The sequence below is a fragment of the Persicimonas caeni genome (assembly GCF_006517175.1).
Classification (GTDB): Bacteria; Myxococcota_A; Bradymonadia; order Bradymonadales; family Bradymonadaceae; genus Persicimonas; species Persicimonas caeni.
This window is the reverse complement of sequence record NZ_CP041186.1, coordinates 1,016,289-1,037,798: the sequence shown is the minus strand read 5'-3', so window position 1 is coordinate 1,037,798 and position 21,510 is coordinate 1,016,289. Positions and strand designations below refer to the sequence as shown.

Annotated in this window: 16 protein-coding genes; 10 read left to right on the top strand and 6 right to left on the bottom strand. The window is 60.8% G+C overall.

Translation table 11 applies throughout. From position 1 onward, the window contains the following. Positions 1-123: 123 nt before the first annotated feature. Both FIV42_RS03905 and FIV42_RS03900 read left to right on the top strand, forming a co-directional pair. The gene (locus FIV42_RS03905) at positions 124-2,169 is read left to right on the top strand and encodes a zinc ribbon domain-containing protein (RefSeq protein WP_168210387.1); all 2,046 of its coding nucleotides are present in this window, start codon (positions 124-126) and stop codon (positions 2,167-2,169) included. Beyond that, positions 2,166-3,398 (top strand): aspartate kinase, encoded by a 1,233-nt coding sequence (locus tag FIV42_RS03900; RefSeq protein WP_141196412.1) that lies wholly within the window; start codon positions 2,166-2,168, stop codon positions 3,396-3,398. Before FIV42_RS03905 ends, FIV42_RS03900 begins: the two co-directional genes overlap by 4 nt. 964 nt (positions 3,399-4,362) lie before the next feature. Here the strand turns inward: FIV42_RS03900 and FIV42_RS03895 are convergent. From FIV42_RS03895 to FIV42_RS03875, 5 genes are all read right to left on the bottom strand, one after another. After that, on the bottom strand, positions 4,363-5,538 hold the full coding sequence (locus FIV42_RS03895; RefSeq protein WP_141196411.1) for a serine/threonine protein kinase: 1,176 nt from the start codon (positions 5,536-5,538) through the stop codon (positions 4,363-4,365). A 16-nt stretch (positions 5,539-5,554) separates the two neighbouring features. Then, positions 5,555-7,363: a gamma-glutamyltransferase gene (ggt, locus tag FIV42_RS03890; protein ID WP_141196410.1), complete on the bottom strand. Its 1,809-nt coding sequence runs from the start codon at positions 7,361-7,363 to the stop codon at positions 5,555-5,557. Between the two features lie 18 nt (positions 7,364-7,381). Further along, positions 7,382-8,329: a hypothetical protein gene (locus FIV42_RS03885; protein WP_141196409.1), complete on the bottom strand. Its 948-nt coding sequence runs from the start codon at positions 8,327-8,329 to the stop codon at positions 7,382-7,384. Positions 8,330-8,421: 92 nt separating this feature from the next. Beyond that, the gene (locus FIV42_RS03880; protein WP_141196408.1) at positions 8,422-9,219 is read right to left on the bottom strand and encodes a fibronectin type III domain-containing protein; all 798 of its coding nucleotides are present in this window, start codon (positions 9,217-9,219) and stop codon (positions 8,422-8,424) included. A gap of 3 nt (positions 9,220-9,222) precedes the next feature. Beyond that, the gene (locus FIV42_RS03875; protein WP_141196407.1) at positions 9,223-11,409 is read right to left on the bottom strand and encodes a TIGR04551 family protein; all 2,187 of its coding nucleotides are present in this window, start codon (positions 11,407-11,409) and stop codon (positions 9,223-9,225) included. A gap of 213 nt (positions 11,410-11,622) precedes the next feature. On the opposite strand from FIV42_RS03875, the gene mce reads away from it, so the two are divergent. Beyond that, positions 11,623-12,036: a methylmalonyl-CoA epimerase gene (gene mce, locus FIV42_RS03870; RefSeq protein ID WP_141196406.1), complete on the top strand. Its 414-nt coding sequence runs from the start codon at positions 11,623-11,625 to the stop codon at positions 12,034-12,036. 4 nt (positions 12,037-12,040) lie between these two features. Here mce and FIV42_RS03865 read toward each other — a convergent pair whose 3' ends face one another. Further along, on the bottom strand, positions 12,041-12,697 hold the full coding sequence (locus FIV42_RS03865; protein WP_141196405.1) for an endonuclease III domain-containing protein: 657 nt from the start codon (positions 12,695-12,697) through the stop codon (positions 12,041-12,043). A 476-nt stretch (positions 12,698-13,173) separates the two neighbouring features. Between FIV42_RS03865 and FIV42_RS03860 the strand changes: the two genes are divergently transcribed. The 7 genes from FIV42_RS03860 (at position 13,174) to FIV42_RS03830 (ending at position 21,508) form a co-directional block, all read left to right on the top strand. Continuing rightward, positions 13,174-15,237 carry a PrkA family serine protein kinase gene (locus FIV42_RS03860; RefSeq protein WP_141196404.1) on the top strand — a complete coding sequence of 688 codons (2,064 nt, stop codon included), beginning with the start codon at positions 13,174-13,176 and terminating at the stop codon, positions 15,235-15,237. A gap of 85 nt (positions 15,238-15,322) precedes the next feature. Next, positions 15,323-16,438, top strand: a complete 1,116-nt coding sequence (locus FIV42_RS03855; protein ID WP_141196403.1) for a DUF444 family protein — start codon at positions 15,323-15,325, stop codon at positions 16,436-16,438. A 4-nt stretch (positions 16,439-16,442) separates the two neighbouring features. Next, positions 16,443-17,951, top strand: coding sequence for a SpoVR family protein (locus tag FIV42_RS03850; protein ID WP_141196402.1), 1,509 nt, complete (start codon positions 16,443-16,445; stop codon positions 17,949-17,951). Between the two features lie 10 nt (positions 17,952-17,961). Beyond that, the gene (locus FIV42_RS03845) at positions 17,962-18,456 is read left to right on the top strand and encodes a Fur family transcriptional regulator (protein WP_141196401.1); all 495 of its coding nucleotides are present in this window, start codon (positions 17,962-17,964) and stop codon (positions 18,454-18,456) included. A 23-nt stretch (positions 18,457-18,479) separates the two neighbouring features. Continuing rightward, entirely contained in the window at positions 18,480-19,604 is a 1,125-nt protein-coding gene (locus FIV42_RS03840; protein WP_141196400.1) for a quinone-dependent dihydroorotate dehydrogenase, read from the top strand. Positions 19,605-19,728: 124 nt separating this feature from the next. After that, positions 19,729-20,163: a T9SS type A sorting domain-containing protein gene (locus tag FIV42_RS03835; protein ID WP_141196399.1), complete on the top strand. Its 435-nt coding sequence runs from the start codon at positions 19,729-19,731 to the stop codon at positions 20,161-20,163. 199 nt (positions 20,164-20,362) lie between these two features. Continuing rightward, positions 20,363-21,508, top strand: a complete 1,146-nt coding sequence (locus FIV42_RS03830; RefSeq protein ID WP_168210386.1) for a UTP--glucose-1-phosphate uridylyltransferase — start codon at positions 20,363-20,365, stop codon at positions 21,506-21,508. Positions 21,509-21,510: the final 2 nt, after the last annotated feature.

The following is a 21,510-nucleotide window of genomic DNA, read 5'->3' as shown; positions in this document are numbered from 1 at the left end:
CGGTCGTTGACACACTGTCGGGAAGAGTCCTAGCTTTCCTAGTAATTTTAAAGGCGTACCGACTAGGTTCGCGCGCTGGAGACGGTGGTCGTCCATGAGTTGCCCACCCACGGAGATGTCTAGATGAAGTGTCCATCTTGCAACGCACAGGTCGAACCCACGGCAAGCGTGTGTCACAACTGCGGCCAGAATCTCTCCGAGGGTTCACCCAAGCGCACGATGATGGGGCTTCCGTCGATCGACCGCGATATGGGGGCGTCTGGCTCGAACGAACCCACCAAAGAGCGAAACCGCAGCACTCTGTTCGGCATCCCGGCTGCAGGCAAAGAAGAAGGGCTGTCTGAGAGCACCGCACCGTCGATGGTCACCGAGGAGACCGCGGCGGAGACCGACGCTTCGACGCGGGTGGTCTCCGATCTCGATCTCGGGGCCGCCTTGGGCGGCGACTCTCAGCAAGAGGACTCCTCGAGCGGGCGTGGCACACACGCCACCGCGTTCGGTCTGCCGTCACCCAACAGCGAGGGCGGCGAGCAAGACTTCGCATCCGCCTGGGGATTGGACGAAGAGAGCAGCGAGGGCAACGACAGCGCCACGCAAATCGCGGGCGCAGCGTTGGCCGACGCCATCTTCGAGAGCAAACATGGGGCCGGCGGTTTTTCGAAGACCACCACCGACGATTCCGGGCCCATTCACGGCACGCTCATGGGAATGAGCCGTGACGAGATCGACGAAGACTCGACCCGCGAGGTCGATCGAAGCCAACTCGAGCAAGTCAGGGCGATGCACGCGGCGGCCGAAGAGGCCAAAATGAAGCGGCAGCAAGCTGAGGCCGCCGAGCAAGAGCCGGAGCCGCCCTTCGAACAGGACGACGATGCTACCCAGGCGCTCGGGCCCGACGAACTCGCCCAGTTCGAGGAGCGCATTCAGTCGGATCGACGCAAACAACTGCTCAGCAAGCTGCGCTCGAAGAGCAAGCCGGCCGCCGGTGACACTGACAAGGGCGCTCCGTCGGCGCCGTCACAGCCGCAACCACAGTCACAGCAGCAACGCTCCCAGCAGCCCTCGAGCCCGCGGTTCTCGATCCCTTCGCCGGGCAAGAGGCAACAGCAACTCGATCCCGAGCCGCAGGAGCTCCAGGTCGAGCCGCTAGAAGAGCCGCAGCGGGAGCGAAAGCCTAGCTTTGGCGGCGGAAAGACCAGTTTTCCGATCCCTTCGTCTTCGGCCGACAAGGACGAGCCATCACAGCTGCCAAAGCGCGACCTCAGCGACGATGAACTCGAACTGGCATTGGGCGATACCGGCGTCGTTTCTGGTGAAGCAGCCGCTCAAAGTATGTCGGGTGGCGCGGGCGGTTCGATCCAAGAGTTTGTCGAGGATGACGTACAAGACAGCGGCATCCAAGCGTTTGTCGAGTCCAGCGAAGCCGACGACGAGCCGATCTTTCCGATCGATCAGCAGGGCTCTGCCGGCCAGCAGTTCGACCTGAGCAACGACGTCGAGCCGGTCGATCCGATGGCGCAAGGTGGCGCGTCTGAACCTTCCCAGCCGTCCATCGACAGCTTCGGAGAGACACCGGCGTCGGGGACACAAGTGCCGCCCGGGCAACCGGCCCGACAGCAACAACAGCACTTCGAGCCGCAGCAAGCTGGGCCCCAAGCTGGTCGACAACAGCATTTCCAGCCTCACACGGGGCAGCAGCAGATGCAGCAAGGCTTTGGCCAGCAGCAGCCTGTCGCAGGCCAGCAGATGGCTCAGGCGGCCAATCCCCAACAGACGACGGGTCCACAGCAGCCGGTCGCGCAGCAAGACGATCCGACGCAGAAGCTCGTCGGGACAGTCCAGGTCATCTTCGGTGTGCTCGGCGCGCTCTTCTTGTTGGGCGCTGGAGGCTACGGCTATGTCGCCGGTCCCAGCGAACAACTCGTCGAGCAGATCGCGATGGGCGCACCGGCAGGTGTCGGATTGCTCACCCTGATCGCCGCCTTCTTGCCGCTGTCCGGTGGACTCAAGAGTGGTAGCTTCTTTGTGATGAGCGCGCTCGCCGGCGGCGCATTGGCCGCAGGCGTGGTATTTGCGGCGCCGATGGCCGTCATGCTACTGGTCCTCGGCGGATTGCTTTTGGTGTTGTGTGCTGGCGCGTTCCCGCTCGTTCTCAAAGTGGTTCAGTGAGCATTCTGGTTCAAAAATACGGTGGATCGTCACTCAGTGATCTCGAGCGCCTCAGTGCGGTAGCCGACAAGGTCGTCGCCACGCGCGAGGCCGGCCACGACGTCGTCGTGGTCGTCTCTGCCATGGGCGATTCGACCGATGAGCTGCTCGAGATGGCTCGCGAACTGGCCGGCAGCCCCTCGCGACGCGAGCTCGACATGCTCCTGTCGGTCGGCGAGCGCATTTCGATGGCGCTACTGTCGATCGCCATCCAGGAGCGAGGCTACGAAGCGGTCAGCCTGACCGGATCGCAATGCGGTATCATCACCACCCACAACCATTCGAACGCGCGCATCATGGATGTGCGACCGTTTCGCGTTCAAGATGAGCTCGAGCTGGGGCGCATCGTGATCGTGGCCGGCTACCAGGGCACGAGTTATCGGCGCGAAGTGACCACGTTGGGTCGTGGCGGAAGCGATACGACGGCCGTCGCCCTCGCGGCAGCGCTAGGCGCAGACGCCTGCGAAATCTATAGCGACGTCGAAGGCGTCTTCAGCGCCGATCCCCGGGCGGTGTTGTCGGCGAAGCAATTGCTCGAGCTCAGCCACGAGGAAATGCTCGAAATGGCGCGCTCGGGAGCCCGTGTACTCAACGAACAGGCCGTCGAGTTTGCTCGCCGAGCCAAGATCGCGCTCTATGCCCGAAAGACGCACTCGCCGTCAACGCGCGGCACAGTCGTGCGCCCCGACGGGTTTCATGAGCGCGTCGAGCGTGCCGAGATGGGCCAACCTGCCGTCGCAGTCAGCCACATCGAACGCGGAGTACATATTCAGGCCGGTGAGTCGGCCGATGAGGTTATCGCCTTGCTCGGTGAGCGCGACTGCGTGGTCTGCGAATGGACGCCCGAGCAACGGTGTGAGCTCTTTCTCGACACCGAAAATGTTCATGACCTCGAGGACATCTCGGCCAAATTGAGAGCCCTCGGTGACGATGTCACGGTCGAGCGAGCCGGACTTGTCAGTGTGGTCGGTCAAGGCATCGGTGGACAAACCCGGTGGGTGCGTCAGGGCCACAAGGTCGTCAAAGAGGCGGGGATTAAACCTTTGAGCCTCGCCATTAGCTTGTCTCGGCTCTCGTGGATTATCCAGACGGCTGATGTGAAGCGTGCATTAGGGGCGCTTCATGACTTGTTTATCTCGATGGATGTTAAACCCGCCCATCACGCTCCCTCCCTCGAAGCAGATTCCTGAGCCCTACAGCCACACTTGGCTGCTTGTTTCCTTCTGCTCAGAATATCGCGCCTTCACCTTGCTCGACCAAGCGATCGCTGCTGGGGCGAGATCAGAGAATTGCCAGCGCATGATTTTTCCCAATGAGACATCGCGCTGGCGCGCAATTACAGTACGACTGTAATTAAATTGATTCCATTTTTATAAATACTGTAATCGGCGCGCGATCGTGCTCCTGTAGACGATCGGCTCACCGCTGCCTCCATGCGCGTCGATTGCTTGGATATTGCGCGCCGGGCTTGCTCCGCTGGTATGAGCATTTCTCGTCTCGCTGTGTGCGCATAGTGTCTGAGCACAAAAAAAACCGGCGCCTGAGTGGCGCCGGCGGGGATCCTGTGGCCTTTCGTGTGCAAGGTAAGCTGGAAGGATCCTTGGAGAGATTCCTGGAAGGAATTCAGGAAAGAGTCAGGGAATGTGTCTTGAAATGATGCAACCTACCTCGCACACGAAAAGCCGCAGAACTTGTCCTCATTCTTAACCTGTAAACAGCGAGTACGTCAATGTTATTTCAGTTTTACTGTAATTTGTCAATAAGACTGTAACTTTTTCTTCGTCGCACTGTCGAGAAATTTGATCGGCCTGATTCGGCTACCCGTTCAACGACTCCGAAACCGAGTGCTATTCCAATCGGCGCGAGCTATTTAAAATATGATTTGCAGCGAAAAACTTTCAGGAACCGCTCATTTGAAGGACTGCAAAAGGGTCCACGCAAGCGGGAGGAGCGCTTGGGCGCCCGGGTGTAATTCAACCGGTGTCATTCGAGCCGTGGGTCACTCGCCGTGTTTATAACCCGGCTTGCGGAATCCTAATTCCACTGCGACCGGATTCAAGCCGTGGGCAGCAAACGGAATCACTTTTTCCCGTTTGGCTCACTGCGCCCTGCGGCGACGCCCCCCGCCGGCAAGCCGGGGCACGTATGAAACCTCTATCCATCCGTTACAACAGAGGTGCTCGCTGGTTTATTCGGAGAAGTCTGAGACGCGGTGTCATCGGACATAAAGCCAGTGACGTAGAAGAGCCAAGCCAGGTTGGTCAAAACGAGGAGCACGATCACCAGGGTCATGAGGCGATCAGATGGTCCTGGGGGGCGCTCAGCCGGCTCGTCGAGCGAGCGTCGTGCAATCGGCGACGGGGAGGCGGGGTTCTCGTTCACGGGTGACGAGAGCGCCTCTTGCGAGGTCTCCTCGACAGCCTCGGGGGCTGCCTTCTCCGACGACTCGAGGGCCCGGTCAATACCCACCGCATGCGCGAAGGTGTCGGCGAGTTCGGTGACGCTCGAAAACCGAGCGCTCGGATCCTTTTGGAGCGCTCGGTCGATCACGTCGCTGATCGCCGGATCGACTCCGAGCTCGGAAAGCGGTCGAGGGGCGTCATTTCTCAGACGCAAGATCCCCTCGCTGGCATCGACCTCGTCTTCAAAAAACGGATGCACACCCACTAGCGCCACGTAGGCGAGTACTCCCATCGCCCACACGTCACCCACGGGCTCGAAGCTCGGCGGCTCGTCGTCCGTATCAGACTGCGCGAACATCTCGGGAGGGAAGGCGGAGACCGCCTCGGCGGTCATCACTGCGCTTTCGGTGTCCAGGATCTCGCGCACGGTGAGCGCGAGTTGAAAATGACCCAACGCTGCCTCGTCGTAGCGGTCGCCATCGACGAAGATCCAACGCGGTGAGATCGACCCGTGAGCGACTCCCTTTTGGTGCGCCTGCTCCAGAATCTGCGCCAGACGAGTCAACAAGGTCGAGGTCGCCTCCGCGCTCAGCGTTCCCTCTTCGACCAGGTGGTTTGCGAGGGGCTGGGCGTCGGTGCGCTCGGAGATCACGAAGGGAATGCCTCCTTCGAGCTCGCCGTAGTCGATGATGCGCAACACTCCGTCAGCGTCGAGCGCGCTGGAGATTTGGGACGCTTGCTTGAGACGATCGAAGAGCTCGAGGCCGGCGCCGACGTCGACCAGACCGTCGTAAGCTTTCACCCAGACCTGTTTGTCGAAGGGGTCTTGGCGGCCTCGGTACAGCGTAATAAAGCCGTGACGGTCGGCGCGTTCGAGCACGTCGTAGCGGTGCTCGAGGGCGAGGGTGCCTCCTTGCAGGTTGGTCATCGCTGATTCCCTGGGGTTACTGCTCGGTTGTCTCAGCCTGTGGTTCGGCGGGCTCTTTGTTGGGCGCCTCCGTCGGTGCCGGCTCGGCGGCCGGACGGCCCATTTTGCGCGGGTCACTCACGCCGGTCAGGGTCTCGTCAGGATGGCGTACCACAATCTGTACGCTGTTAAACGCCGGCCCGAGCCTGAGCTTGTGACCGAACTCCTGGAGCCTGTCCTGATCTTCGACGCTGGGCTCGGTGAAGAGCATTTCGGGGCGCCATTGATGATGAATTCTGGGGGCGGCGATCGCCTCGGCGGGTGTCATGCCAAAGTCGACCATGTTGATCAGACCGAGCAGGGTGCCGGTGATGATCGTGGGGCCGCCACTCGCTCCGGCGGCAAGGTAAGGCTTGCCATCGCGCAGCACCAGCGTCGGGCTCATCGAGCTCAACGGGCGCTTCTCGGGCGCCACGGCATTCTGCCCCGTGCCGATCAGCCCGTAGTTGTTCGGCTTGCCAGGCATGGCGGTGAAGTCACCCATCTCGTTGTTCATAATCAGGCCGTACTCGTCGACCAAGACCATGGAGCCGAAGCTGGTGTTAATCGTCGAGGTGCACGCGAGCATGTTGCCCGCCTCGTCGATCACGCTGACGTGCGTGGTGCCACTGTCGTCGGGAACTTGCCGGTGGCTGCCGTACTCCTCTAAGGGGAGCACGCCATCGAGTTTGATCTTTTGGCGAAGCTCCTTGGCGTACTCCTTGGAGGTCAGGCGCGCCACGGGCACGTCGACGAAGTCGGTGTCGCCCAACCAGCGCGCACGGTCGGCGAACGCGTGCTTGAGCGACTCGATGACCAAGTGCAGCGATTTGGCGTCGCGCTCGTCTTCGGAGAGTTCGAAACCCTCTAAGATGTTGAGGGTTTCAACCAGCGTAGTTCCGCCCGAGGAGGGCGGCGGCATGCTGAAGACTTGATAGCCGCGGTACGTGCCGGTGATCGGCTCGCGGTTGACGACACTGTAGCTGGTCAGGTCGGCGCTGCTGAAGATGCCGCCCGCCTCATTGACGTCTTCGACAATCGCCTCGCCGATCTTGCCGTGGTAGAAGACGATCGGTCCTTCATCTCGATATAATTTCAGGGTCTTAGCCAAACCCGGGCGGGTGAGTGTGTCGCCCTCGTCGACCCACTCGCCGTCTTGTTTGAAGAGCGCGGCGAGTTTGGGATGTTTTTCGAGGTCGTCAGCTTTCGAGTCCAGGCGTTTTTCGAGCAGTCCGCCGACGGAAAATCCGTCGTTGGCGAGCTTGTAGGCGGGATCGACCACCTGACTCCACTCGAGAGAGCCAAAGCGGTTTTGCAGCGCCCAGAGGCCTGCAGGTTCGCCGGGAATCCCCGACGCCTTGCCGCCGCGAAGTTGCATTTCGCGCACCGGTTCCCCGTCGACCACGAACATGTCGCGCGTGGCCTTCTTGGGGGCTTTCTCCCGAAAGTCGATCACGTGAACTTTGCCCGTGTCTTCAGGGCGGTACAGACAGAACCCTCCGCCACCGAGGCCGGAGGCGAACGGATTGAGCACGCCGTTGGCCAAGAGCGCAGCAGCGCCCGCATCGGCGGCGTTTCCACCGTTGGCCAAGATGCGCGCGCCCACCGCCGAAGCCTGAGGGTGGTCGGTGGCCACGATCCCACGCGCCGAGTGCACCGCCGGTGCTCGGGCGCGCTCGGTCTTTTGTCCGCCTTGGGCGGTTTGTGTATTTGGCTGCTCTTGTGCGATGCCGGCGACGGGCGTGGCCAGCAGCGCGCTGATGAGCAGAACGCGTAGAACGGTGCATGCGGTCGTAAGGGACTGCATCGACAATTCTCCTGAGGACTACTGAAAGATCTCTTCGAGCCACGCATCGACGCGGGCCCGATCGAACGGCTCCATACCGCGGGCTGCCATATTACGTCGCAGCGCATCTTCAAAGAGCTCGAATTGTTGAGCCTTGAGACGCTGCTTGACCTCGTTTCGATAGGCGCCGCCTTTGAAGTAGTCAGTGAGCGGTTCGCTGATCGGAAAGAGCATCGCTTCGTGAAACCACTCGAAGGGCTCGGCGTGCTCGCTGTTGCGATCGACGAGCATCTTCCACTCGACCGCCCAGCTCGCCTTGGCAAGCGAGCCGTCGAGTCGTCGGAGCACGTCCCGCTCGAGGGCACGCAGTGTGGCTTCGGCGTCGGGATTGATATAGTGAAACGTCACCCCGTACATCGCCGCGTTGTGAAAGTGCGCGGGGATGGTGACCAGGCCGCCGAGGTTCAGGCGCCGACAGGCGTTGCGCAAAATCTCCATCACCTGCTCGCCGACCCCCAGGCCAGGGTAGTTTTGCCCGGGAAGAGGCAGGCGGTCGGCGGCAAAGGTTTCGGTTGGGTTTTGCATTAGCAACCACTGCACGGTCAGCACAGGGGTGTAGGGTTGGCCAATCTGATCGCCCAACTCGGACTCGAAATGCATGGCGTTTCGAGAGACGACCAACTCCAGCAGCGGCTCGCTACATTTGGGAAGGGCGCTCCAAATGCGCAACATATGCTCGTCGGGGTCGTCCATGCGCACCTCCAGCTCGAGCTTCTTGAAGCCACGCTTGCGAATGTCGTCGAGCACGCCGTAGCGCTCCAGAGCGATCTCGATGCCCTCTTCAGTGTAAAAGCCCAGCCACAAGTCGGTATCGTAGTCGAATAGATCACCGAGATCGAGCTGGTCGAGGCTGCGCATCCCCTTTTGCAATTCCACCCGGCTCAGAGACTGGTAGATCTCCTCGTAGTTCTTGCGAAGCTTTGCCATCGACTTGCTCGCGACGCTCGTAAGATTTCTTGGCACGGTCGGTTGCCTGTCGAAAGAGAATATCCGCGCTAGGGGGCTATCAACGCCCCAAGCTAGCTACCAGACGGCGTTTGTCGAGCCTCATCGGAGGGGGCATCCACCACGGGGGCCGTGTGGACGGTCACGTAGAGTTCCTCCGACGGACGACCAAACTGTACAGTGCTAGTGGTGTCGATGGCCAGAGCGACTCGATAGGCATAAACGCCGGCGGGCTCGACCTGACGGTCGACGAAGACACCCTGCGCCGAGGGGCCGACACGCGCCAGACGCTCCCAGCGCGCGCTGGAGTCGAGGACATTGCGCCGAAAAATCAGCGCACCGGTGTCTGCCGGCGCCAGCCAGCGCAGCTCGACGGTCCCGGCGATATGACTATGGGCCTGCAGCTCTGCAGGTCGAGCAGGGGGCGTGCGCCATCGAACGACCAGCGGAGCAGAGACTTGGAGTGTCTGCCCGGGCGCGTCGTCGTGCGCGGCGCGCACCCGCAGTTGATAGTGCGTCGGTTGGGTGTCGATCGAGCGGTCCAAAAGCTCGAGCCCAGCGCCGGTCAGTCGGTCGCGAAGGCGAGCATTGAATCGAATATTTCGGAAGAGTTGCGGAGTCTCGTCGCCCCGGGCGCGGAGCAGTTGGAGCCAGCCATCATCGGGGAGTTCGCAAGCGCAGGTGAACCGCAACACCAGGCCATTCGGACGACCTTCGACGGGCTCGATGTGCAAGGGGAGGGCGGCCGCGGAGGGGGCCTTGGCGGGGGTGAATTCTGCCGGCGCTCGCAGCGCCGCGCAGCCGGCCAGGCCGAAGAGCAGTCCGGCCAAGCTGAGCGCGCGTGCGATGGCGACGGCAGAATTGTCATTCACGGCTCAAAACGTCCAGAAGAGGTTCCCTTGGACCGTCCAAGCGATGCTCGGATCGACATTGGCGCCAATGTCGACAGGATCGTCTCCCACGGGAACGAGACGGCGTCCGCCGGTGCGGGCACCGAGACCCGAGAACGGAAAGAGGATGCCGCCTTCAATTTCGGCGCGGAAGTGGTCGGTCTCGATGTAGCGGGTGGCCGCGTCGAGCTCGAGGCCGAGCATGCTGTTGCCCTCCACCGACTCTCCATCTTCGATGATGGCGCTGGGCGTTCCGGCCGAATCCATGGCCGCCGAGACGATGGCGTCGAACTGCAGCTCCATGCGGCTGCTGGGCGTCTCCAGAAAGCGAATCTGCGCCCACGGGTTGCCGTAGTAGGCGTTGGTGACCGTGCCGATGACCTCGCGGAACAAGATCAGGTCGACGTGGTAGTTGGGGTTGAACCGGTAGAAGTCGAGCCCGGCGCCATTGGCGGGCACGATGTTGCCGTTGTTGTCGACCGTAAAGCCCCAATTGGCCTCGGGACCGCCGGTGGCAAAGCCGCCGTTGAGGCCAAAGCGCACCGGGCCGCCAAAGTAGAGTTCACTTTCGAGGGCGAGGCCGAACTCGGTGATGTCCTTGGAGACGGACTCTCGCTCGGCGCCGGTGCCCTGGCTGGAGCAGACCTGCTCGTTGTTGGAGCGTTCGTCGTCGTCGAAGCAGTTGACCGACTGGTCGTTGTCCGTCACGCCAACTGCCTCACGGGTCGAGTTGTCGACGCTGCCGAAGACGCCCACGCCCTCGAGCGCCAGGCGCACGAGCATATCCGGCTCGGGGTTGTAGAGCATCTCGAACCATACGTCGGGCACGTACAATTCCATGCCCCGGTAGACCAGCAAGCCCTGGTCGAGGGCTTCGGTCTCGCCGACGTCTTGACCGGCCGCGGTGCTCGGGCTGAAAAAGCCCGACTGGTTGCGGTAGGTGAAGTAGACGCCGCCGTTGAACACCGGCTTCTTCTCGACTTCGAGGCGGTGAGCTTGCAGCTCACGGTCCTCGCGGGTCACCGGCTTTCGGAAAATCGAAATCGTATACTGGTCGACATCGTCGGCTTGGCCGATGTCGTAGGCTTGACCAGCGAAGAGCAGCGGCTCGGTGGTCAGGCCCTCGCTCGGGAAATCCACCGTCAGGCGGGTGTAGACTTCCCAAATCTGGGTGGTGAAGGCGACACGGTCGATCGGGTTTTCGACGCTACAGTCGAGGCAGTCGCCGCTGTCGCTGAAGATGCCCAGGCCCCACGGGTCGTCCATGCGGCCGGCTCGGAGCGTGCCGAAGAAAGCATCGACCTCACCCCACGCCTCGTTGACGCGGATGACCGGCGGTCTGTCCTCGACACCGTTGGCCACGCCGAAAAAGTCGGGGTTGTCGTACTGAGTGCCCAGCACGACATTGTCGAAGATGTCGGCTTCGATATGCAGCCGAAGCGCTTCTGTGATGTTGATGGTCGGCTCGAGGCGAAGCCGCATATCGGTCGTCCAGAGGGTGTCTGCTTCCTCTTCGACCGGGTCGGTGGTCTCCGGATTCGGGCTGACGAATTCGTCGACGGGGGGCGGCACCGCCGAGGTCCCGCCTGTGTCGAGATCGAAGCCGACATTGACCTCGCTGCGCAGCCGGAAATATCCGTTCCAGTCGACGTAGGGGTAGACTTCGGCCGGGGTGATGCTCTCGAGCACGCCTTCCTCGATATCCTCGAGGGGGACGAACTCTTCGTCAGCATCGCCATTGGCCAGATCGGAGATGGGGCTCTCTTGAGCGTCCTCGGAGGGCTCGGGAGCCTCGATCTGCTGCGGCTGTTCGGCGGGCTGAACGGGCTGAGCCGGCGGCGGCTCGGCTGCCTCGGGCGCAGCGTCCTCCTGCTCGCCGGTTTCGTCTTCGTCAGCTTCGCCTTCGCCCGCGGGCTGGGCCTGCTCGCCTGTGTCGGGAGCAGCAGGCTGCTCTTGCTCCTGTTGCTCGGCAGCCTGGTCGGCCTCTTCTTGCTCCGGCTCATCTGCCTCGGCCGGCTGGGCCTGCTCGTCGCTGGGAGCGTCAGCCTCCTCTTCAGGCTGCTCCTCGGCGGCAGGCTCGTCGCCAGGCGCCTGTTGGGCCAGAGCGGAGGAGGTACCGGCGCACACCAGAAGCGCAGTGAGTAGCGAGCGGAATATCAGTGAGCTATCCATTCAAAATCCGTTCGAAGGCGTCCAAGATTTGCGCCCGTCCAAGAATTGATTCACCGCGTAATTCGTGCGAGATCCGTGCACTAGTTTGGATTGGGTGGAGTAGCATGGTGATTTTTTCAGTGTCAAGCTGGCCAGCCGGGCCCACCCTGCGGTAATTACCTCAAAACCTCGTATCCAGACTGTCAACCCTAGACCTCTAAACCCTCACGGACCATGCTCAACAAAATCGACCATATTGGTATCGCCGTTCGCTCTATCGACGAGAAGATGGGGCTTTACCGTGACGCGCTCGGCCTCGAGTTCGAAGGTACCGATGTCGTCGAAGAGCAGGGCGTCAAAGTGGCGTTCTTTCGGCTCGGCGAGTCGATGCTCGAACTCTTGGAGCCGCTGGACGACACCGGTCCGGTGGCGCGCTTTTTGGACAAGTACGGCGAAGGTATTCACCACATCGCCGCCGGCACCGACGACATCGAAGGGGCACGGGCGCGCATGACCGAGCACCAGATTCGGCTGCTCAGCGATGAACCGCTCGACGGGGCCCACGGAAAGCTCATCACCTTCATGCACCCCAAAGATACCGGCGGCGTGCTCTTCGAGTTGACCCAGCGCAAGGAAGACCACGAGTGATCGCTTACGCCGACTGCGCGCTGGGGCACTGCGCTCGGATTGGACAAGCGTGGCAGTCGGGGTTGCGGGCGTGGCAAATGGCGCGTCCGTGGCGCACCAAGACCATGTGCGCCGAGTAGTGCTCTTCAGCGGGGATACGCTCTTCCATGAGTCGGTGCGCTTGGCCGCTCGAGGTCGACTCGTCGATCCATCCCAGCCGCTTGGCGATGCGCAGGATATGAGTGTCCATCGGAAACGCAGACATTCCGGCTGCGTACATCAGCGTAAAGGCGGCGGTTTTGGGCCCCACTCCCTTGAATGAGGTGAGGTAGTCCCGAGCCTCGTCGACCGGCATCTGGCGCAGAAACTCGAGCGAATGCTCGCCGCGCTCTTCGTCGAGCCGCTGCAGCGCGGCTTGAATGCGCCGCGCCTTTTGGCCGGCGAGTCCGGCCACGGCGATAACCTCCTCGATGTCCTCGAGAGGGGCTCTCTGAATGCGCGCCCAGTCGCCATAATAGGTGTCGATGAGGTTGTCGAAGGCACGCGTGCAGTTGTGGCGCGTGGTCTGCTGGCTCAAGATGGTGCGCACCAACACCCCGAGAAGGTCGTCGGGGCCCTCGTACTCCATGCGACCGTGGTGTGCGTATAACGTGTCGAGAATAAAGGGGATTTCTGTGGCCATGGCAGGCGGAATAATCGCGTCGGTGGACGGGCTCTTATTTGACGTAAGACTGGTTCACTTCTGTGCAGTCTTTACGTAACATGATCGGGGCAGGCGGCAGTATCAGTGACCGACAGCCCGACCCGGCGCCAGTTGACTCTGTTCGGGGAGTGCACACGTTCAAGCCGCCCTATCATATCTCCGGAATGAATGCCTCTATCGTGGGCGTTAGACCTGACGAGGAGGCGGTCGGGTCGTGGCCGTGGGAAAATTTCCTTGTGGCCGCGTCCTGCCCTAAGATGAAGAGGACGCGACGTGCACGCTGGACGGACCCCAAGTGCTTTCTTAGGATACCACCAGATGCTACATGTCGCTGCTACAAAACCGAGACAAGTACGAATTGATATCGCGATCGATCAAATAAGCTTCGTCAACGGACGAGACTGATACATATCGGTGAACGTTCCGCCAGCGGAAGGTGTTAGGAGAGACGTTTTATGAGCCCGAAACAGAGCCTGCTTCACAAAATTGGAAGCCACCAAAACATCGAGGAGTACCAGCACCTCCATTGGGAGGGCAGCTTCGAGGACTATCTCGATGAGGTGCGCGAAGATCCCAATATCGTGCGGACCGCCTACCAGCGCCTGTACGATATGGTCCTGTCGTATGGGACCGAAGAGTACATCGACAACAAGAAAAAGATCGTCAAGTACAAGTTCTTCGAGGACCCGATCAACGGCGGCCACGACGCGATCTACGGGCTGGACATTCCCCTGATGCGGCTGGTCAACGTCTTCAAGTCGGCGGCCAACGAGTATGGCACCGAGAAGCGTATCATCCTGCTGCACGGTCCGGTCGGAAGCTCCAAGTCGACGATCGTACGCCTGCTCAAGCGCGGCCTCGAAGAGTATGCGCGCAGCGATTCCGGCAGAGTTTTCACGTTCTCGTGGACCATGCCCGAGGAGCTGCAGCACCTGACCGGCGGCCAAGAAGAGATGGCCGACCCGATGAACGATGAGCCGCTCAAGCTCATCCCGGTCGAGTGGCGCGACAAGGCCATCGAAGAGATGGGCCTGGAGGGCAATCGCTATCCGATCCGTATCGACGGCGAGCTCAACCCGGCCAGCCGCTTCATCTTCAAAGAGCTGATGAAGCACTACAGCGGCGACTGGACGCGCGTCATGGAGCACGTCAAAGTGCGCCGCCTTCTGTTCAGCGAGAAGGACCGTGTGGGCGTGGGTACCTTCCAGCCCAAGGACGAGAAGAACCAGGACTCGACCGAACTGACCGGTGACATCAACTACCGCAAGATCGCGGTCTACGGCTCGGATTCCGACCCGCGCGCGTTCAACTTCGACGGTGAGTTCTGTGTCGCCAACCGAGGCCTCATCGAGTTTGTCGAGATTCTCAAGCTCGACGTTGCCTTCCTGTACGACCTTCTGGGCGCTACGCAGGAGCGTAAGATCAAGCCCAAGAAGTTCGCGCAGACCGACATCGACGAAGTGATCATCGGCCACACCAACGAGCCGGAGTACCGCAAGCTTCTGAACAACGAGTACATGGAGGCGCTTCGCGACCGTACGGTCAAGATCGACATCCCGTACATCACCAAGTACTCCGAAGAGATCAAGATCTACAAAAAGGACTTCAACAACGAGAAGGTCAAGGGCAAGCACATCGCGCCGCACACCATCGAAATGGCGGCCATGTGGGGTGTTCTGACGCGTCTCGAAGATCCGAAAAAGCACGATCTCACGCTTCTGCAGAAGCTGAAGCTCTACGACGGAAAGACGCTCACGGGCTACACCCAGGACAACGTCAAAGAGCTGCGCAAGGAGACCGAGCGCGAAGGTCTGGAGGGCATCAGCCCGCGTTATATCCAGGACAAGCTGTCCAACGCGCTGGTCACCGACAAGACCGACAGCTCCATCAACCCCTTCCTGGTGCTCAACGAGCTCGAAGGCGGCTTGAAGAACCACGGTCTGATCAACTCCGAAGAGGAGCGCAACCGCTACCGAGAGCTTCTGGGCGTGGTCAAGCAGGAGTACGAGGACATCGTCAAAAACGAGGTCCAGCGTGCCATCTCGGCCGACGAAGAGGCCATCAGCAAGCTGTGCGCCAACTACATCGACAACGTCAAGGCGTACACCCAGAAAGAGAAGGTGCGTAACAAGTACACCGGACAGTACGAGGAGCCCGACGAGCGGCTGATGCGCTCCATCGAGGAGAAGATTGATATCCCGGAGAGTCGCAAGGACGACTTCCGCCGCGAGATCATGAACTACATCGGTGCGCTGGCCATCGAGGGCAACCAGTTCCAGTTCGACACCAACGAGCGGCTGCACAAAGCTCTCGAGCTCAAGTTGTTCGAGGACCAGAAGGACTCGATCAAGCTGGCGAGCGTCGTCTCCAACGTGGTCGACAAAGAGACCCAGGAGAAGATCGACATCGTCAAGCAGCGGCTCATCAAGCACTACGGCTACAACGAGGAGTCGGCCACCGACGTTCTCAACTTCGTGGCCAGCATCTTCGCCCGCGGTGATTCCAAAAAGGAAGACTGAGGTGAGGTAGTTTCCGACGCCGGCGCAGCGCGACTCTCATTGCGCGCTGCGCCGTGTCATATCTGGTTTGAGGCCTGAAAGGCGTATGACTGAACTGAATAAAATCAAGCAGGACCACCGCCGTTTCAAGCAGATCGTGCGTGGCAAGATCAAGCGCAACCTGCGCAAATACATGAGCCAGGGCGAGCTGACGGGCAAGCAGGGCAAAGACGTGGTCAAGGTGCCCATCCCGCGCATCGACATCCCCCGGTTTCGCTACGGCGATAAGAATACCGGCGGCGTCGGCCAGGGCGAGGGCGAGCCGGGTGACGTCATCGGCCAGGGCGATCAGGCCCCGGGCCAGGGCGGCGAGGCCGGCAGCGAAGAGGGCGAGCACGGCATCGAAGTCGATGTCCCGTTGGACGAACTCGCCGAGATCATGGGCGAGGAGCTCGAGCTTCCCAACATCGAGCCGCGCGGCAAAAAGCGCATCGAGACGATCCGCGAGAAGTACAGCGGCCTGCGACGCACCGGTCCTGAGAGCCTTCGCCACTTCAAAGAGACCTACAAGGAAGCGTTGAAGCGCCAGATGGCGCTGGGCGACTACGACCCGGACAACCCGGTCATTCTGCCGACCAAAGAGGACGTGCGCTATCGCTCTTGGAAGGTCACCGAGCTTCCCGAGTCGAATGCCGTCATTCTGTACATGATGGACGTCTCCGGCTCGATGGGCGACGAGCAAAAAGAGATCGTGCGCATCGAGTCGTTCTGGATCGATACGTGGCTCAGAAGCCAGTACAAAGGCATCGAGAGCCGCTACATCATCCACGACGCCACGGCCAAAGAGGTCGACCGCCACACCTTCTTCCACACCCGGGAGTCGGGCGGCACGATGATCTCGAGCGCCTACAAGCTGTGCATGAAGATCCTCGAGAAGGACTATCCGGCCGAGGAATGGAACGTCTACCCGTTCCACTTCTCCGACGGCGACAACTGGTCGGTCGATGACACCGCCGAGTGTATGAAGATCCTCAACGAGGGCGTGCTTCCTCGGGCGAACATGTTCTGCTACGGCCAGGTCGAGTCACCCTACGGCTCCGGGCAGTTCATCAAGGACCTCGACGAGCATTTTGAAGGCACCGAGCGAGTCACGCTCTCGGAGATCAAGAACCGCGACGCGATCTACGACTCGATCAAAGAATTTTTGGGCAAGGGCCTCTAAGCATATGCGTACCGTCAAGACAATCCCGCTGCACCTGCGTGACATCATCCAGGAGATCCGCGAGGTCGCCAAAGAGGAGTACGGGCTCGATTTCTTCGAGACGATCTTCGAGATGGTCGACTACAAGCAGATGAACGAAATCGCCGCCTACGGCGGTTTCCCCACGCGCTATCCGCACTGGCGCTTCGGCATGGAGTACGAGCAGCTCTCCAAGAGCTCGGAGTACGGCCTGTCGAAGATCTACGAGATGGTCATCAACAACGACCCCTCGTACGCCTATCTGCTCGAGGGCAACAACCTAGTCGACCAGAAGACGGTCATCGCCCACGTGTACGCCCACGTCGACTTCTTCAAGAACAACTACTACTTCTCGAAGACCAATCGAAAGATGGTCGACGAGATGGCCAACCACGGCGCGCGGATTCGCCGCTACGTCGACCGGCGCGGCATCGAGAAGGTCGAGGACTTCATCGACACCTGCCTGTCGCTGGATAACCTCATCGATTACTACAGTCCGTTCATCGAGCGTCGCCGCAAAAAGGAGCGCGACCATGATGACGAGCCGAGAGCGCGGGAGATCCCCAAGTTCAAGGCCAAGGACTACATGGATGAGTACATCAACCCGCAGGACTACATCGAAGAGCAGAAGCGCAAGCTCCAAGAGGAGGCCGAGCGGCTCAAGAAGTTCCCGCCCGATCCCGAAAAGGACGTGATGCTCTTTTTGCTCGAGCACGCGCCGCTGGAGGGTTGGGAGGCCGACATCTTGTCGATCATCCGCGAAGAGGCGTACTACTTCGCCCCGCAGGGCCAGACCAAGATCATGAACGAGGGCTGGGCAAGTTACTGGCACTCCAAGATCTTGACCGAGCGGGTGTTGACCGACGCCGAGATCATCGACTTTGCCGACATCAACTCCAAGGTCATGTTCAGCGGCCAGGGCCAGCTCAACCCCTACAAGCTGGGCGTGGCGCTGTACCGCGACATCGAGGAGCGCTGGAACAAAGGCAAGTTCGGCAAAGAGTGGGACGAGGTCGACGATTTGGAGCGCAAGTCCAACTGGGACAAGCAGCTCGGCCTCGGGCGCAAAAAGATCTTCGAGGTTCGCAAGCTCTACAACGATGTGACCTTCATCGACGAGTTCATGACCGAGGAGTTCGCCCGCGAGAACAAGATGTTCACCTTCGGCTACAACCGAAAGACGGGCAACTGGGAGATCGAGAGCCGCGAGTTCAAGAAGATCAAAGAGAAGTTGTTGACTCAGTTGACAAACTTTGGCCAACCCTTCATTTACGTGAAGGACGGCAACTTCAAGAACCGCGGTGAGCTTCTGCTCCACCACAAGTTCGACGGCACGCCGCTTCGTCTCGACTACGCCCAAGGGGTGCTCGAGGCGTTGCAGCGAGTCTGGAAGCGGCCGGTCAACATCGAGACGATCTCCGACGACAAGGGCGTGTTGCTGTCCTACGACGGCACCGACCACAAGCAGTCCGCGTTCGATTACGAGCCCATCTGAGGGCAGAGTCATGGGTGATACCGATACAACCGTAGCGACCGCGTCGAGCACCGCCGAGCAGATGAGTGGCGGCGCGCTCGACGCGGGCCTCTCGCGGCTGAAGAGCGCTGGTTATCGGCTCACGCCGCAGCGCAAAGCGATCCTGGAACTGTTTGACGGGGAGCCCGAGCATATGACGCCCCAGCAGATTTTTGGGCGTCTGGAAGACACGGTGCCCAGCCTGTCGCTGGCGACCGTCTACAACACGCTCGAGCTCTTCGAGGATGTCGGCATCGTCGCACGCATCAATGCCCACGACGGGCAGACCTATTTCGATCCGACCGTCGAGCCCCACCACCACGCCGTGTGTGACCACTGCGGCGAGATTTTCGACGTGCAGCTCGAGTCGGACTCCCTCCAACAGCTGATCACGACCTCGCGCACGCTACACGCGGATGACACCGAATTTGTCGTCGAGACCGCCACGGTCTGGCTTCGAGGTGTCTGCTCACCGTGTCGGCGTTAGCGCGGTCGATGATCTGAACTGCCGTGCTCTATAAAAAAGTCGTTCGTCCCATTCTCTTTCGATTCGACCCCGAGTCGGTGCACCATTTTGTGATGAAGTGGTTGCGCGTGGCGCTGGGGTTGTCGTTTGTGCGCGCTATCGTCAAGCGGTGGTGTTGTGTGCACACCTCTTCACTCGAGCAGACGATGTGGGGGCTCGAGTTCGACAATCCCGTGGGCTTGGCCGCCGGCTTCGACAAAAACGCCGAGCACTTCAACGAGCTGGCCTCATTGGGCTTTGGCTATGTCGAAATCGGCACGGTCACCGGGGAAGGGCAGGTCGGCAACGAGCGCCCTCGCATGTTTCGACTCCCCGAGGACCGCGGGTTGCTCAATCGCATGGGCTTCAACAACCACGGAAGCTCGGTGGTGGCTGCTAGGCTCGCCAAAAAGCGCATCGAGCCGCTCCTGGGCGTCAATATCGGCAAGACCAAGGTGGTGCCGCTCGATGAAGCTCCTGCCGATTACGAAAAGAGCTTTCGCAGGCTCTTCGACTTCGCGCGGTACTTCGTCGTCAACGTCAGCTCCCCCAACACCCCGGGGCTGCGCGAGCTACAGAACAAAGAGCCGCTGACCGAATTGTTGGCCCACCTGCAGCGAATCAACGCCGAGATGGCCGCCCAAAAGAGCGTGGCGCGCCGCCCGATCTTGCTCAAGATTGCGCCCGACATCACCGACGGACAACTCGACGACATCCTCGAGGTGATCGACGCGTGTGATATCGACGGCATCATCGCGACGAATACGACCATCGAGCGCGACGATTTGCACACGCCGGGTCAAGACGAACTCGGCCCCGGCGGTGTGTCCGGTCGACCCGTTCGGCAGCGCTCGGTCGAGCTGATCCGCCGCATCTACACGCTGACCGAAGGTCGACTGCCGATCATCGGAGTTGGCGGCATCTTTACCGCCGAGGACGCCCTCGAGACGATTCGTGCAGGGGCGAGCCTGGTCCAGGTTTGGACCGGCTTTATCTACGAAGGTCCCAGCGCGATTCGACGCATCAACCGCGGCCTCGAGCGTGCGTGCAAAGAGAACGGTTGGGCGAATATTCGGGAGGCCGTCGGCGTCGATGCTCATCCCAAGGCCATCCCCGAGGTTGCTCAGTAGGAATAAATAGGTCTTTCGCTCGTATCACGTCTCGACTCTCGCTATACTGCCATTGAATGATGGCGTCCCGCGGGACGTCTCATCTGTAGTGAGTCGGTACGGACAATCAGCGACGAGGCCAACGATGCGGGCATTTTTTCGACGAGCATTCTACTCGCACGAGATATGTGTCCTCGCGCTGGTCGCTCTCATTGGTACTCTGGGCATGCTCCCGGCAGACCTCGACGCCAAGAGTCGCGACTCCGATGCCAGTCGCATGCAAGCCCGAAAGATTGGCTTCCCCTCGAATCAGTCCGATTCCCTAAAGCCCCCGGCCGATCGGGTCGACTGGTCCTATTTCAAGCTCACAGAGAAGGCGCGAGTCAGCCTCACGGTCGAATTCTCCAAGGCCGAGGTGGGCGGTCGTGTGGTGCTGACCAGCGCGACCGGCCGCGAACTCGCCGCGTCCTCGCAATCAGGTTCGAAGGCGAGTTTGAGCGCATCGCTGGCCCCGGGGATCTACTACGTGAGCGTGAGCGCTTCCAAGGCGGCTTCCTACACGCTATCGGTGCGTGAGTAGCTCCGAGCAAACGGGAAGCAGCTTGCACTGTTCCTTCCGTCGTTCTATCCCAAACCATCCGAGACGATCAGGGCGCGCGGCGTGACACGGGGCGACTCGTGAATAGTTTGCTGCGCGACTTTCACAAGAGCATCACGGCATCTTCACGTCGTTCGACTACGACTGGATGTCACACAATTTTGAACACTTGGAAGAGAATATGACTGAGCAACAAATGTCGGCAGAGGAGCTGTGGGAGCAGATCTCGGACGAACAGCGTCAGGTCTTGGAGCGCAATCATTTCGACGCGGACGAGTTTCTCGAGTTGCGTCGCGCCTATTTGGCCGGTGAGTTGAGCGGCGAAGGCAACCGTCTCGACAAGACGGTGGAAGTGCCTGCGGACGACGACGTCCGCGTGCTTCCGGACCGTGACTCCGAACAAGCTCGGGAGTTTATCGCGCTGGGCCAAGAGGCGATCGACAACGGCGAGGTTGGAATCGTCGTGCTCAACGGCGGCATGGCGACGCGCTTTGGTGGTGTGGTCAAAGGCTGCGTCAACGTCTTCGACGACCTGTCGTTCTTAGGGCTCAAGGCGCTCGACGTTCGCCGGCACGGCGGCGGCACCAAGATGCTGTTGATGAACAGCTTCGCGACCGACGACAAGACCGACGAGCACCTCGCCGAGCACGATTATTTCGGGCTCGACGACAATCAGCTCATTCAGTTCAACCAGAACGTCAGCATTCGCCTCACGCCGGAAGGTGAGCTCTTCCGCGAGGGCGACGACGTCTCGTTCTATGCACCCGGACACGGCGACCTGCCGTCGGCCGTGGGGCGCAGCGCGCTGCAGAAGTTCCGCGAGGACGGAGGCAAATACCTGCTGATGTCCAACGTCGACAACGTCCTGGCCACGATCGATCCGCTGGTGGTGGGCATGCACGTCGACGCGGCCAACAATGGCGCGCAGATGACCGTCGAGGCCGTCCAGAAGAAGCCCGGCCAGGTCGGCGGCTTCGTGGCGCGCGTCGACGGAGAGCCGCAGGTCGTCGAGCACTTCCGTCTGCCGGATGCTTCGCTCAAAGAGGACCTGCAGCTGTTGAACACCAACACGTTCATGTTCAACGCCGACGCGCTCGACGATGACTTCGATTTGACGTGGTTTGTGGTCGACAAGAATGTCGACGGCGACACCGTCATCCAGTTCGAGCGGCTCGCCGGAGAGCTGTCCGCGTTTCTGAAGACGACGTTCGTCGAGGTGCCCGCCTCGGGCGACGAGTCGCGTTTCCAGCCGGTCAAACGCCGCGAAGACCTCGACGACAATCGCGAGCGCCTCGAGCGACTGGTCAAGCAGCGCGGTCTCTTGTAAAC

Excerpts from the sequence above, each read along its gene's own strand:
- FIV42_RS03855 (WP_141196403.1), top strand. The coding sequence starts at position 15,323 with ATGACTGAACTGAATAAAATCAAGCAGGACCACCGCCGTTTCAAGCAG.
- FIV42_RS03865 (WP_141196405.1), bottom strand. The coding sequence starts at position 12,697 with ATGGCCACAGAAATCCCCTTTATTCTCGACACGTTATACGCACACCAC.
- mce (WP_141196406.1), top strand. The coding sequence starts at position 11,623 with ATGCTCAACAAAATCGACCATATTGGTATCGCCGTTCGCTCTATCGAC.
- FIV42_RS03835 (WP_141196399.1), top strand. The coding sequence starts at position 19,729 with ATGCGGGCATTTTTTCGACGAGCATTCTACTCGCACGAGATATGTGTC.
- ggt (WP_141196410.1), bottom strand. The coding sequence starts at position 7,363 with ATGCAGTCCCTTACGACCGCATGCACCGTTCTACGCGTTCTGCTCATC.
- FIV42_RS03885 (WP_141196409.1), bottom strand. The coding sequence starts at position 8,329 with ATGGCAAAGCTTCGCAAGAACTACGAGGAGATCTACCAGTCTCTGAGC.
- FIV42_RS03860 (WP_141196404.1), top strand. The coding sequence starts at position 13,174 with ATGAGCCCGAAACAGAGCCTGCTTCACAAAATTGGAAGCCACCAAAAC.
- FIV42_RS03850 (WP_141196402.1), top strand. The coding sequence starts at position 16,443 with ATGCGTACCGTCAAGACAATCCCGCTGCACCTGCGTGACATCATCCAG.
- FIV42_RS03875 (WP_141196407.1), bottom strand. The coding sequence starts at position 11,409 with ATGGATAGCTCACTGATATTCCGCTCGCTACTCACTGCGCTTCTGGTG.
- FIV42_RS03830 (WP_168210386.1), top strand. The coding sequence starts at position 20,363 with ATGACTGAGCAACAAATGTCGGCAGAGGAGCTGTGGGAGCAGATCTCG.
- FIV42_RS03895 (WP_141196411.1), bottom strand. The coding sequence starts at position 5,538 with ATGACCAACCTGCAAGGAGGCACCCTCGCCCTCGAGCACCGCTACGAC.
- FIV42_RS03845 (WP_141196401.1), top strand. The coding sequence starts at position 17,962 with ATGGGTGATACCGATACAACCGTAGCGACCGCGTCGAGCACCGCCGAG.
- FIV42_RS03905 (WP_168210387.1), top strand. The coding sequence starts at position 124 with ATGAAGTGTCCATCTTGCAACGCACAGGTCGAACCCACGGCAAGCGTG.